This is a genomic window from bacterium, from assembly GCA_035454885.1.
Classification (GTDB): Bacteria; UBA10199; UBA10199; order JACPAL01.
Genome location: DATIGE010000027.1, coordinates 23,998 through 36,944, shown reverse-complemented (window position 1 = coordinate 36,944; position 12,947 = coordinate 23,998). Strand labels below are relative to the sequence as shown.

14 protein-coding genes, 1 pseudogene and 1 riboswitch are annotated in these 12,947 nt (G+C 63.8%); of the genes and pseudogenes, 13 read left to right on the top strand and 2 right to left on the bottom strand.

Going from position 1 to position 12,947, the window contains the following annotated elements:
- Positions 1-7: 7 nt before the first annotated feature.
- Together VLJ37_05510 and VLJ37_05505 are read right to left on the bottom strand one after the other, a co-directional pair.
- Positions 8-1,684, bottom strand: coding sequence for a thiamine pyrophosphate-binding protein (locus VLJ37_05510; GenBank protein HSA59124.1), 1,677 nt, complete (start codon positions 1,682-1,684; stop codon positions 8-10).
- The gene (locus tag VLJ37_05505) at positions 1,685-2,683 is read right to left on the bottom strand and encodes a 2-hydroxyacid dehydrogenase (protein ID HSA59123.1); all 999 of its coding nucleotides are present in this window, start codon (positions 2,681-2,683) and stop codon (positions 1,685-1,687) included.
- Between the two features lie 195 nt (positions 2,684-2,878).
- On the opposite strand from VLJ37_05505, the gene tatA reads away from it, so the two are divergent.
- From tatA to VLJ37_05440, 13 genes and pseudogenes are all read left to right on the top strand, one after another.
- Positions 2,879-3,052 carry a twin-arginine translocase TatA/TatE family subunit gene (tatA, locus tag VLJ37_05500; protein HSA59122.1) on the top strand — a complete coding sequence of 58 codons (174 nt, stop codon included), beginning with the start codon at positions 2,879-2,881 and terminating at the stop codon, positions 3,050-3,052.
- Positions 3,046-3,202: riboswitch (molybdenum cofactor riboswitch) on the top strand. Its footprint overlaps the gene before it by 7 nt.
- Positions 3,194-4,369, top strand: a complete 1,176-nt coding sequence (gene glp / locus VLJ37_05495) for a gephyrin-like molybdotransferase Glp (protein HSA59121.1) — start codon at positions 3,194-3,196, stop codon at positions 4,367-4,369. (Overlaps the previous riboswitch by 9 nt.)
- On the top strand, positions 4,369-4,614 hold the full coding sequence (locus tag VLJ37_05490; protein ID HSA59120.1) for a MoaD/ThiS family protein: 246 nt from the start codon (positions 4,369-4,371) through the stop codon (positions 4,612-4,614). The genes glp and VLJ37_05490 overlap by 1 nt, the downstream gene beginning before the upstream one ends.
- A 4-nt stretch (positions 4,615-4,618) precedes the next feature.
- Entirely contained in the window at positions 4,619-5,005 is a 387-nt protein-coding gene (locus VLJ37_05485) for a molybdenum cofactor biosynthesis protein MoaE (GenBank protein ID HSA59119.1), read from the top strand.
- A complete protein-coding gene (locus tag VLJ37_05480) occupies positions 4,989-5,567 on the top strand; it encodes a molybdenum cofactor guanylyltransferase (protein HSA59118.1) in 579 nt (192 codons plus the stop codon). Before VLJ37_05485 ends, VLJ37_05480 begins: the two co-directional genes overlap by 17 nt.
- Positions 5,557-6,540 carry a GTP 3',8-cyclase MoaA gene (gene moaA, locus VLJ37_05475; protein ID HSA59117.1) on the top strand — a complete coding sequence of 328 codons (984 nt, stop codon included), beginning with the start codon at positions 5,557-5,559 and terminating at the stop codon, positions 6,538-6,540. Before VLJ37_05480 ends, moaA begins: the two co-directional genes overlap by 11 nt.
- Positions 6,541-7,446: a bifunctional molybdenum cofactor biosynthesis protein MoaC/MoaB gene (gene moaCB, locus VLJ37_05470; GenBank protein ID HSA59116.1), complete on the top strand. Its 906-nt coding sequence runs from the start codon at positions 6,541-6,543 to the stop codon at positions 7,444-7,446.
- Positions 7,446-8,210 carry a sulfite exporter TauE/SafE family protein gene (locus VLJ37_05465; GenBank protein ID HSA59115.1) on the top strand — a complete coding sequence of 255 codons (765 nt, stop codon included), beginning with the start codon at positions 7,446-7,448 and terminating at the stop codon, positions 8,208-8,210. Before moaCB ends, VLJ37_05465 begins: the two co-directional genes overlap by 1 nt.
- The gene (locus tag VLJ37_05460; GenBank protein ID HSA59114.1) at positions 8,207-9,379 is read left to right on the top strand and encodes an NnrS family protein; all 1,173 of its coding nucleotides are present in this window, start codon (positions 8,207-8,209) and stop codon (positions 9,377-9,379) included. Before VLJ37_05465 ends, VLJ37_05460 begins: the two co-directional genes overlap by 4 nt.
- 8 nt (positions 9,380-9,387) lie before the next feature.
- Positions 9,388-9,669, top strand: a complete 282-nt coding sequence (locus VLJ37_05455; protein ID HSA59113.1) for a hypothetical protein — start codon at positions 9,388-9,390, stop codon at positions 9,667-9,669.
- A 203-nt stretch (positions 9,670-9,872) separates the two neighbouring features.
- Positions 9,873-10,682: pseudogene (locus VLJ37_05450) on the top strand (multicopper oxidase domain-containing protein).
- Positions 10,675-11,034: a hypothetical protein gene (locus VLJ37_05445; GenBank protein ID HSA59112.1), complete on the top strand. Its 360-nt coding sequence runs from the start codon at positions 10,675-10,677 to the stop codon at positions 11,032-11,034. The pseudogene VLJ37_05450 and the gene VLJ37_05445 overlap by 8 nt, the downstream one beginning before the upstream one ends.
- Before the next feature lie 39 nt (positions 11,035-11,073).
- Positions 11,074-12,939, top strand: a complete 1,866-nt coding sequence (locus VLJ37_05440; GenBank protein HSA59111.1) for a radical SAM protein — start codon at positions 11,074-11,076, stop codon at positions 12,937-12,939.
- The last annotated feature ends 8 nt before the right edge of the window (positions 12,940-12,947 follow it).

Sequence of the window (12,947 nt, the reverse complement as noted above, 5' to 3'; positions counted from 1 at the left end):
GCCTTCCCTACTGCTGCCCCATCTTGAGCACGGCCTCGATGTTGGTGGGAGGCAAATCGTCGGCACCCGTGGGAATCTCCACCAGGAAGGGATCGGGTGTCGCGAGCATCTCCTGCCAGACCGCATCAACCCCGGCGGACGCCCCCAGGCGCCGGGCTCGAATCCCAAAGGCCTCGGCGAGCTTCAGGAGGTCGGGGTTTCCATGCCGCGTCCCCAGGACGCGCCCCTGGTACTGCAGCTTCTGTTTCATCTCGAGGACGCGGTAGGAGTTGTCGTTGATGACGACGATCTTGACCCCGATCTTCTCGCGGACGGCCGTCTCCAAATCCTGGACGGTCATGAGAAAGTCTCCGTCCCCCAGAACGGCCACAACGACCCGGCCGGGGAGCGAGATCTTGGCGCCCATCGCCGCGGGCAGACCGAATCCCATCGCGCCGAAGTTGACCGAGGCGAGAAACTGAAGGGGCCCTCGCGCCAGGAGATGGTTGTTCGCGTATAGGACGTGCATCCCCGCGCCGCCCGTGACGATCGCGTCACGGGGCAGGAGGGGGTCCAGGCGGCTCAGCGCATAAGACGGCGAAAGCGGTTCCCGCGGCCCCGCCGCGGCGGCGAGCATCCCCCGCCACTGGGAGTCCCCCTCGCGCCTCTCGGCCGACCAGTCGGCGAGAGGACCGATCCCATTTTCGACGGCGATCCGGTTCAAGGTCTCGAGGGCGCGGCCGGCATCGGCCAGAAGATTTCTCTCGACGTAGAACTTCCTCTTCTCGGCCGCGGGGTCGAGGTTGATGAGATAAAGATCGGCTTCGGTCTCTTGCGTGAACTCGTAGGTCACCATGTCGGAGATCCCGCAGCCGATCCCCAGGATGACGTCGGCCCGCTGAAAGGCATGATCCGCCGGCGGGGTCCCCCCTCCGAACCCGGCGCGGCCCAGACACAAGGGATGGTCTTCCGGAAGAACGCCGCGGCCGTTGCCGGTCGTGATCACCGGGACCCGGAGTCTTTCCGCGATGACCCGAAGTCCTTCGGCCGCCCCCGCGTAAGCGACTCCGCAACCGGCCAGGATCAACGGTCTCTTCGCCCTTTGCAGGGCCTCCAAGATCGCACCAAGGACGGAAGGGTCCGGTGGCGGGACGTCCGGCCTCTCAAAACGATAGGACGCTTCGTCCACCTCCGCCCTCTCCTTCCAGACGTCCTCCGGCACTTCGATGAGAGCGGGGCCCCAAGCGCCCGCCAGACACGCGCGATAAGCGGCCGACAGGATCTCGGGGACATCGGCCGCCCTTTGCACGCGATACCCGCCCTTCAGAAAAGGGGCGAAAATGCGAAGATGGTCCGCCTCCAACATGCCGTCGGTGCCCTTGAGGCGCGACTTGACCGCCCCGGTGATGACGATCAGGGGCGAACAGTCCTTGTAGGCGTTGCCCACGCTCACCATCGCGTTCAAGGCCCCGGGGCCCGAGTGGACGACCGCGACGCCGGGCCGTCCGGTGAGGCGTCCCTCAGCATCCGCCATCGAGGCGGCCACCTGCTCGTGGCGGCAGGAGATGTAGCGGATGCGTTCCCGGAAATCGTAGAGCCCCTCGAAGAATCCCAGGATGGAGGTCCCGATGATGCCGTAGACGCGGGTCGTCCCCATCTTTTCCAAACCGAGGGCTAGGGCCTGAGCGCCGCTGAGTTGGGCCATCTAGACTCCGTTTACTACATTGACGGGTTTCTCGCCATTCAAGACGCGGAGGATGTTCTTCACGGAGACTTCGATGACCCGCGCCCGCGCCTCGTTGGTGGTGCCGGCCAGATGCGGCGTGAGCACCACGTTCCGGCACGTGAGAAGCGGGTGGCCGGGACGGATCGGCTCCTCGGAGAAGACGTCGATCCCGGCCCCGGCGATCGCCCCCGTATTGAGGGCCTCCGCGAGGGCCTTCTCGTCGACCAATTCGCCCCGGGCGACGTTGATCAGGTACGATCCCGTCTTCATGGAACGCAGGACCTCCGCGCCGATCATGCCCCGCGTCTCGGGCGTCAGCGGCACGTGAAGGCTTACGATATCCGACCTTCGTATCAGCTTTTCCAAGGGGACGTAGGCGACGCCCAGTGCGTCTTCCTCCTCCGCCGGGAGCCTCCGGGGGTCGAAATAGACGATCTCGGTCCCGAAGGGACCGAGACGCCTGGCCAATTCGCGTCCGATGCGGCCCATGCCCACGATCCCCCAGCGTTTGCCCGCAAGCTCAAAGACCCCCAACTCGAAGGCCTCGGACTGGGCCCAGACGCCCGCCTCCGTCCTCCGGTGGAAGTAGAGGGCCTTCTTCAGGAGCATCAAGGCCAGGAGGATCGTGTGCTCGGCGACGCTCTTGTCGTTGGCGCCCGCGGCGTTGGCGACGGGGATCCCCTTCGCCCGGCAGGCCTCGAGGTCGATGTGCTGGACGCCCACGCTGGGCTGCTGGATGAGTTGAAGCCGGCCGGCCTCCTGAATCGTCGCGGCCGTGATCCGGCGCTCGAAGGTGTAGTCGCCCAGGAGGATCCGGGCCCTTTGGACGGCGGCTTGAAGTCCCTCGGGGCTTGAGTCGGCCGCGCTGACGAGATCCAGGGTGCGGCCCGCGAGGTGCGGCAGCAGGAGTTGTTCGAGGAAACCCTTCGGGAGGGGCGAGAGGGAGACGACCGTGGGGATCTCGGGCGAGGCGTCCATGGTTCGATGACTACCCTCTTCCCTCTTCCAGCGGAATGACATCAATCATGCCCTGCGGCGCCCCCGCCGCAATGCAACGCGGGCGGCATGACTAAAAAAACCAATCATTTCAATGAGAAGCGGATGTGACAAAAATCATGCGCTCTTCTGCCGGCCGTCATGACGTTTCCGGGACGGAGGTGTAACGAAATCTCTATGAGACTCGGACCTTGGGAAATCGCCGCCGTTTTGGCTCTCGCCCTCCTGATCTTCGGACCCAGCAAACTCCCTTCCTTGGGAGAGGGGCTCGCAAAGTTCCTCAAGAACTTTAAGAAGGGGATCAGGGAGGTCGAGAAGGAAACGGCCGAGATTAAGGACCGGTTGACCTGAACAAACTCCGATCCCAGGGACCTAAACCCTAGGCCGCGCGGCTTAGGACACGGTCCTTGGGACGGGGCGGCGCCGGAAACGGCACCGCCACCCGACGTTCCGATCCAATGGATCGGGGCCGAATTGGCAAGGAGAAGAAACATGACCTCAGCGCAGGACGCGCTGGCCGCGATCCTCTCGCGGGCCGAGCCGCTTTCCATCGAAGATTGCCCCCTGAAAGACTCCCTTCACCGGCACCTGGCCAGTCCGGTCGTCGCCCCCATCCCGCTCCCACCCTTCGACAATTCCGCCATGGACGGGTACGTCATCGCCGGCGAAGGGGATTCGTTTCAGGTCATGCCGACGATTGCGGCCGGGGATCGGGGACCGTCCGTCATTCATCCCGAAGAGGCCTTTCGCATCATGACCGGGGCCCCGGTGCCGGAAGGCGCTTATGCCGTCGTGCCGTTCGAAGAATGGCCCATCATGAAACCCGTCACCCGGGGGGACAACATCCGCCGGGCGGGCGAGGACGTGGCGAAGGGCGACCGGCTTTTCGGGGCGGGCGAAAGGATCACGTCCCGGACGATCGCCCTCATGGCCGCCCTGGGGCTTGAGACCGTCCGTGTCTTTCGCAGACCGAGCGTGCGCGTCCTCTCGACGGGTTCGGAATTGGTCGATGTAGGGGCACGGCGCGCCGTGCCCCTACGACCGGGACAAATTTACAACAGCAACGGCCCCGCTCTCGCCGCCGCCCTCAAGGAAATGGGGATCGAGGCGGAGACGGTCGGCGCCGCCGTCGACGACGAGGACACGCTCAAGAAGGCCTTGAACCGGGGGAACGGCGCAGACGTCCTGATCACCATCGGCGGGGTTTCCGCCGGCGACTTCGACCTGGTCCCGAAGGCCCTCGAGGCGCTCGGAGCCCAGGTCGTTTTTCACAAGGTTTCCATCAAACCGGGCAAGCCTCTGCTCTACGCCCTCTGGGGACGGACCCATGTCTTCGCCCTGCCCGGCAACCCCGTTTCCGCCCTCCTGGTCTTCGACCGCTTCGTGCGGCCGGCCCTCCTCAAGATGATGGGGGCCGAAAAGATCAGCCGCACCCCGCACGAGGCGGTCGCGGCCGAGCCGCTCAAGGGCGCCTCCGGCAAGGAGGTCTATCTGCGCGGAATCGTCACCTCCGAGAACGGCCGGTTCATCGCCCGCTCCGCCGGGGCGCAGGGTTCGGCCATGCTCCGCTCGCTCGCCCGCGCCAACGCCGTTCTGATCGTCCCCGCCTCCAAACAACGCATCGCCGCCGGCGAGTCCTTGTCGTTCGAATTTCTGGAGGACAATTGATGACGATCACCCTTCGTTTCTTCGCAACCCTCAAAACCCGCTTTCGCGCGGATCAGAAGGAAGTCACCCTCGACCGCTCCAAGACGGCCCGCGAAATTTTTGAGGAACTCTTCGATTCCCCGGAGGACGGCGCGCGCTTCCTGCCCTTCACCCGTTTTGCCGTCAACTGCGAGTACGTGCCTCCGGAAACGGTCGTGCGGCCGGGGGACGAACTCGCGTTCATCCCGCCGGTCAGCGGAGGTTAAAAAGATGATCGCGATCGTTCACGAACGGATCGACGTCCCCCAGGTCCTCGACTCCGTGCGTTCGGTGACGTCGGGCGGCGTCGTGCATTTTCTCGGGACGATCCGCAACGACGGCGGGATCGAGGGGCTTCTCTATGAATGCTATCCCGAGATGGCGCGGAAGGTCCTGGAATCGATCGCGGCGGAGGCCAGGCGCCGCTGGCCCATCGAGGCCGTCTCGGTCGTTCACCGCGTCGGTTGGATCCCCGTGGGCGAGGAGGCGGTGGTCGTGGCGGTCGCCTCGCCCCACCGCGCCGACGCCTTCGAGGCCTGCCGCTACGTGATCGACGCGCTGAAGAGCGAGGCGCCGATTTGGAAGATCGAAGGAGGCCAACATGCCGCTTGTTGCTGACATCACGGGCGTCATCCTCGCGGGAGGGGCCTCCTCGCGCTTCGGGGAGAACAAGGCCCTGACGAACTTTCTCGGCGTCCCCATCATCAAGCGGGTCGCCAAGGTCATGGACGTCGTCTTCAACGACGTCCTCCTCGTCACCAACGCGCCCGGGGCCTACGAACACCTGGGAATCCGCATGGCCCAGGACGGAATCCCCGGCATGGGCCCCCTGGGAGGCATCGTCACGGCGTTCGACAACACGATGAACGACCGGATCTTCGTGGTGGCCTGCGACATGCCGCTGCTCCAAGCCATCACGATCGAAAGGATCATCGCGCAGGCGGGATCGGCCGACGCCGCGATCGCGACCCACGACGGCATCCACGAATATTTGCTGGCCCTCTATTCCCGCAACCTCCTCCACCGCCTCCGCTGCTGCCTCGGCGAGGAGAAGCTATCGCTCAGGGACTTCTGCACCCATCTCTCGAACGTCGCCTGGATTCCGGTGGAGGGGGACGCCTGGTTCAACGTCAACACAAGGAAGGACCTGGAATTCCTGGAGAAGACCCATGCTGACTGACGGTTCGCAAAGAAAGATCGAATACCTTCGTCTCTCGCTCACGGATTTGTGCAACATCCGTTGCCACTACTGTCTGCCGCCCGAGGGCATTTCGAAGGCGCACCGATCCGAGATCCTCTCGTTCGAGGAAATCGAACGACTGGTGTCCCTCCTGGCCGGCCTCGGGATACGACGCGTGCGGCTGACCGGCGGGGAACCCCTGGTCCGCCAGGGTCTTCCGGAACTCGTCCGCCGACTCAAGGCGATCGGCGGCCTGGAAGAGGTCCTGCTCACGACCAATGCCCTCCTCCTGGCGCCGATCGCCAAGGCGCTCCGCGAAGCGGGGCTCACGCAGATCAACATCCACCTCGACACCTTGAAACCCAAGCGATTCCGTCAAATCACGCGCCTGGGCGAGATCGAGCGCGTCTTCGAGGGCATCGAGGCCGCCCGCCGCGAGGGTTTTAGCCCCATCAAGCTCAACGCCGTGGTGCAGAGGGGGATCAACGACGGCGAGGTCACAGATCTGCTCGAATACGCGGCCCGCCAAGGCCTGACCCTCCGGTTCATCGAGATGATGCCGATCGGGCCGGGACTCGGCATGCCCCGCCTATTCATCCCGAGAGACGAGATTCTGGAACGGCTCTCGGAGCGCTTCACGCTGCTGCCGTCGACCGAGCGCCTGGGTCTGGGACCGGCCAGCTACTACCGCATCCAGGAATTAGGGACCCTGGTCGGATTCATCGCGCCTGTCTCTCACCCGTTCTGCGACGCCTGCAACCGCATCCGGATCTCGAGCGACGGACGATTCCAGGATTGCCTGGCCTACGACGGCACCTTCTCGTTCAGGGACCGGCTCCGGACGCCGGGTGTTTCCGACGATGAGATCGCCGGGGAGGTTCGGGATCTCTTGCAGGGAAAGAGACCGGGCCATGCGGGTTTTGTCCAACTGCCGTCGCTCGCGACTCCGTGCATGAGCGCGATTGGAGGTTAAATGATCGACATTACGAACAAGATCGAGTCCCTGCGCACCGCCGTCGCCGAATCCCGCGTGATCGCCAAGAAGGAGACGATTGACCGGGCCGTCAAAGGCGATACGCCCAAGGGCGACGTCCTGAACGTCGCCAGGGCCGCGGCATGCCTGGCGGCCAAGAAGACCCAGGAACTGATCCCCTATTGCCACCCCCTCGCCATCGACGCCGTCTCGATCGCGTTCGAGCCTAAACCGGGCGAGATCACCGTGCGGGCCGAGGTGAAGACGGTCGCAAAGACGGGGGTCGAGATGGAGGCCCTGACGGCCGCCGTGGTCGCCGCGCTCACGATCTACGACATGATGAAGGGTTATGACAAAGACGTCGTCATCGGCGAGACGCGATTGATCGAAAAGCACGGGGGCAAGAGCGACTTCGGGGCGGACCTCGTCGCCCCCGTGAAGACCGCCGTCCTCGTCACCTCGGACAGCGTCTCGGGGGGCAAGAAATCCGACAAGTCGGGGAAGATGATTTGCGACGAGATGAAACGATTCCCGGTCGATGTGAAACACTACGCGGTCGTCCCGGACGATCGCGAGGAGATCCGAAAGAAAATTCTGGGATGGATCGAGGAAAAGATCGGGCTCATCGTCACCACGGGCGGAACGGGGCTGGGTCCCCGCGACGTCACCGTGGAGGTCGTGAGCTCGCTCATCGAGCGGGAGGCGCCCGGCATCACCGAGGCCATGCGCGCCTTCGGGCAGAGGCGCACGCCGTACGCGATGCTCTCGCGGGGCGTGGCAGGCACGCGCGGACGGACGCTCATCGTCACGCTGCCCGGGTCGTCCAACGGCGTCCGGGAGGGGATCGCTGCGGTCTTTCCTCACGTCCTGCATGCGTTCAACATGATGGGGGGAGGAGGGCATTGATGAACGCCGCATGGGTCATCACACCCCTGTTTTTCCTCACCGGCCTCGTCTACGCCATGGGGGGACTCGCCGGCGGTTCGACCTATCTGGCCCTCCTCGCCCTCTTTCAATACCCCTACGGCTCGATCCCAAAGGTCGCCCTCCTCTGCAACCTGATCGTTGCGGCGGGAGGGACCTGGCATTTCGTTAAGGCCGGGCATTTGGACCTCAAGCGGGTCTTGCCTTTTTTGATCGGCTCCATCCCCGCGGCCTATCTGGGGGGAAGGATTCCCGTCGGCAAGGAGCTCTTCACCCTCCTCCTTGGCCTCTCTCTCGCGGCGGCCGCCGCGCGCCTCCTGTTTCTCGACAAGGCCATCGAGGCCGCGAAGGCCCCCGCCATCAGGAATACTTGGGGTCTCGGGCTTGTCTTGGGGACCCTGTTGGGGTTTCTCTCGGGCATCGTCGGGATCGGCGGCGGGATCTTTCTCGCCCCCGTCCTTCTCTTTCTCCGCTGGGCCGGCCCGCGCCAGGCCGCGGCCGCGGCGTCCCTCTTCATCCTGGTCAACTCCGCGTCGGGGCTCCTGGGACAGTTCACAAAGGGAGGACTCGACATCCCGGCCGCTCATGTGATTCCTTTGATCGCCGCCGCCTTCTTGGGCGGCCAGATCGGGAGCCGCCTCGGCGCCGGAAGGATTCCAAGCCTGGCCCTGCAACGGATCACGGGCCTCTTGATCCTGACCGTCGCCTTGAGACTCCTTGGAGGCCTTTGGGGGGGACTCTGGTGAACCGCGAGATCGACGCCTATCGCTTCTTCTTTCCCGCCGGATGGCTCTTTGGAGTGGCGGGCACCGTCCTGTGGATCCTCTTTCTTCATCACTTCATGACGGTCTACCCCAGGGACTGGCACGCTGACCTCATGACGGGGGGATTCCTCCCCCTCTTTGCCGCGGGATTTCTCATGACCGCGGTCCCCCGATTCACCGGGAGCTTCGGCCCCGAGCGCGGCGACCTCATGCTGACGGCGGCGCTGGCGGCCAGCCTCCTGATCACGGTCTTTCTCCCGAACCGACTGCCCTTTCATGCCTCCCTGGGGTTGTTCAGTCTCCTCATGCTCGCCTTCTGCTGGCGCCGCATCCACCGGCGGAGCACGTATCCGCCGCCGCCTTTGATCTTCGCCCTCGTGGCTTTTACGACTCAAACGGCGGCGTCCATTTTCCAAGCCGCGCATGACCTGACCGGCCGCTGGGAGGCACTCGACACCCTCGGCCGCCTGTTCCTTTATGAAGGCTTCCAGCTCCTCCTCATCCTCGGGGTCGGGATCTTTCTCATCCCGAACCTTCTGGGCCATCCGACCTGCACGCCGCCGGTCACGATGGGGATCCGACCCAGGGACGCGAAGCCCCTCCCCTTCTTCCGCCTCGTTCCGGCCCCGCTGTGGGCGGTCTCGGCGATCCTCATCGGGTCCTTCGCCCTGGAGGTCTGGGTTTCGGCGGTCGCGGCGATCGCCATCCGGGCCGCGGTCTTCACCCTGGTGAGTTTTCACGACTGGAAAATCCACAGGTTTCCCCTCGTGCGATCGACCATGGCGTGGAGCCTCTGGATCTCCTGCTGGCTCCTTCTATTGGGTCTCTGGCTCCCCGCCGCCTTTCCGTCTTATGCCGTCCACGTCCGGCACCTGACCTACGTGGGCGGGTTCGGTCTCATGACCCTCGCGGTCGCGACCCGCGTGACCCTAGCCCACGGCGGCCACGACCTCGCGCTGGAACGGACTTCGCGCTTTTTCAAGGCGGCCGTCGCCCTCATCCTGCTCGCCACGGTGACGCGCTCGATCGCGCGGCTCCTTCCCGAGGCGGCCTATTGGAATCATCTCCTCTTCGCCGCCTGGGCCTGGATCGCTGGGCTCGTCGCATGGGGCTGGTTCGCCCTTCCGCGCATCGTTCGAACAACCGAATAGGAGGCTTTATGAGTGGCGCCCATCTTCGCTTCAACATCCCCATCGAGCGTTTTCTCAAAGACCTGACGGAAGCGACCTGCCAGGCCGTCTTGAAGCGGGGTTTCCGCGGGCCGATAGCCCCCCTCAAGACGGCGGTGTCCAGCGCCATCAAGAAGATCCTAAAAAATGAAATGCAGGTCAGCCAGCAGTGTGGAAGAAGCATCATCGGAATTTGCAGTCACGCGGAGCGCTTCGAGCCCTGGTCGAAGGAAGCACGAGAACTTGCCAAGCTTGAAAAGGAGGAGCCGTGAAAAACATTCCCCTGGCGCTTGCGCTCCTCGTCGGATTCACCCTCGCCGGATGCGCGGGAAAGCCGGAGACCTACGGCACCCAATACGGATCCCCCGAGTCCAAGCTCGGCACCGAGCTTCCCAAGGGCGCCGCCCTCTATGAAGGCGACACGGTGACCAAGCTCCCCGAGATCAAGCCGGTCCCCAAGGAGACGGTCCATCATGTGCGCCTGGACGTGAGCCACAAGACCGTCGAAGTGTTCGACAACGTCAAGATGAACCTCTGGTCCTTCGGCGACGACGTCCCCGGCCCCACGATCCACGTGCGCCAGGGCGACAAGGTGGTCTTCACCCTCACCAACCGGTCGTCCGAGCAGGCGAGCTTCACGCTGCCCATGCCTCATTCGATCGATTTCCACGCGGCCATGGTCTCGCCTCAGGACAAGTACCGGACGATCGACCCCGGCCAGACGCTCTCCTTCGAATGGACCCCCAACTACCCCGGCGTCTTCATGTACCACTGCGCCACCACCATGGTGCTCCAGCACCTGGCCAAGGGGATGTACGGAATGACGGTCGTCGAGCCCAAGGACGGATACCCCACGAAGGTGGACCGCGAATACGCCCTGGTCCAATCGGAGTTTTACCCCAAGAAGACGCCGGACGCCGACGGCACCTACGACACCGACATGGAGGCCGTCGAGATGAAGCACCCGACCTATGTGACCTTCAACGGCCGGTTCCAGCGCCACATCCAGGAACCCCTCGCCGCCAAGCCCGGCGATCGCGTCCGCCTCTACGTCTTGAACGCCGGCCCCAACGACACATCGAGTTTCCACGTGATCGGGACGATCTTCGACAAGGTCTGGGTGGACGGGAACCCCGCCAACGAGTTCCGGGGCCTGCAAACGTTTCTCTTGGGGGCCTCGAACGGGGCGATTTTTGAGTTCGTGATCCCGGAGAAGGGACAATATGTCTTTGTCGATCATGAATTTGCGGATGCCCATCACGGTGCTATGGGTGTTATTGACGCAAGTCAGTAGCGCCTATCCGTGCGGCCTCTGCCGGGAGGACAACCGCGCCGCGGTTTACACCTGGGAGGCGGCGCAAAAGGTCGCCGCCGCCCCCGACAAGCTGGAGTTCGTGGTCCTCAAGGTGTTGGGCCCCCTACCTCAAAAGCGGGCCGATGAGATCGCATCCTGGCTCGCGCAGCGGGCGGGCGTGGACCCTTCGACCGTCAAGGTGTCGGCGTTTCAGAAATCGGTCGGCTTCGTCTTCGAAAAATCCCGGGACAAGGCGGGCCTCGTCTCCGAGATGAAGAAGTCCTTCCCCGAGCTTTCCCTCCACATCCTGACATACGAGGATCCCAAGCCTTCGAATCCGTGATTGACGTCGGCCTACGAATCCGGCTCTAATAGCTTCTTTATGAAACTCCTTCTCATCAATCCGAAGTTCCCCGAAAGCTTTTGGAGCTTTTCTTGGGCCTTGGACCACGTGACCACGGACAAGAAGACGGTCAATTCCCCCCTGGGGCTGGCCACCCTGGCCGCCCTCACGCCCTCGGACTGGGACATTACGATCATCGACGAGAACGTCGAATCCATCGACTGGGATTTCCAGGCCGACCTCGTGGGCGTCTGCGGCATGGGCGTGCAAGTTCCGCGCCAAAAAGAGATTTTGGAACATTTCAAGAAGCGGGGGATCTTCGTCGTCGCCGGGGGCTCCTACGCCTCGCTTTGCCCGGAGGATTACGAAGGACTCGCAGACGCGGTGATTTCGGGCGAGGCCGAATACATCTGGCCGCGATTTTGCGCCGATTTCGCCGCCGGACATCCGCTGGCCCTCTACCAGGAGACCGGCGAGGTGGACCTGACCGATTCGCCGGCGCCCCGTTACGACCTCCTCAAGACGGAACACTACCAAAAGGTCTCCCTCCAATTCTCGCGCGGCTGTCCCTTCCGCTGCGAGTTCTGCGACATCATCGTCATGTTCGGCCGCAAACCGAGGACGAAATCGCTCGGGCAGGTGGAGCGTGAATTGGACCTTTTGAGGAGCCGGGGCGTCACGAGCGTCTTCTTCGTCGACGACAACCTGATCGGCCACATCCACAAGGCCAAGGAGTTCTTGGCCTTCCTGGCGGAATACCAAAAGCGCCACGATTACCGGTTCAGCTTCGGGACCGAGGCCTCCATCAACATGGCGGCGGACGCGGAACTGATGGGGCTGTTCCGGGACGCGAACTTCGAGTGGGTCTTCATCGGCATCGAAACGCCGAACGAGGACAGCCTCATGGAGACCTTGAAGAAGCAGAACCTGCGCGGCGACCTCCTGAGCTCCATCCGGACGGTCTACGATTACGGCATCGACATCTTCGCGGGATTCATCGTGGGATTCGACAACGACGACAAAACGATCTTCGAGCGCCAGTATAACTTCATCGTCTCCTCCGGAATCGTCGTCTCCATGGTGGCCCTTCTCTGCGCACTGCCCAAGACGCCTCTCTTCGAGAGGCTCCAGAAGGCGGGGCGTCTGAAGCAGGAACACGCGCCCGACAACACGCGCCCTTTCACGAACGTCATTCCGCTCCGGATGTCCCATGAGGATCTGGTCGCGGGTTACGAGGACCTGCAGCGAAGGCTCACGGATGACCGCGCGATCTTCCAGCGCATCCGCAACAAGCTACGGCATCTGAGGAAGCCGCTCACCTCGCCGCACCTGTCGTGGAAGCAGAAGATCTCCTACGGCCTTGGCCTGCTGGTCCACGGCATCCTTCCGGGCGGACCGAGACGCATCGCCTATTTCCTGCGTTCCTGCCTGCCGGCCCTGAGGAACCCCAAGACCGTGGCCGTCATCCTCACCGACTGGATCGCCGCCCTGTCCCTCAAGAGCTACCGCGTCCGGCATTTCGACAAGACACCCTCGGGCGTGCAGGCGTCTTTTCTACGTCTCCAGACGGCCGTCACGCGGACGCTCCAGAACCTCGAAGGCGTGTCGCTGAGAATCGCCGCCCGGCAGGGCATCGAACGGCTCTGGATCGACCTCAAGGACGCGGCCGACATGGACCGGATCCTCCGTCTGTCGCGGGCCATCCGGAGGACGCTCCGGAAGTCGCACGAGGAGATCGTCATCGATTGCCGCTCCCTGAAGGAATCAAGCGCCCTGCAGGTGGCCCTTCTTCTGCGCAAACTCCGTCGCTATCGGAGACAGGTTTACGTTCAGCTTCCCCAGGCCCTCTACCAGCTCCTTCGCGAAGAGCTGACGCCTTTCCAGTACACCCTCGTACCGGCCTGACCTTCCTC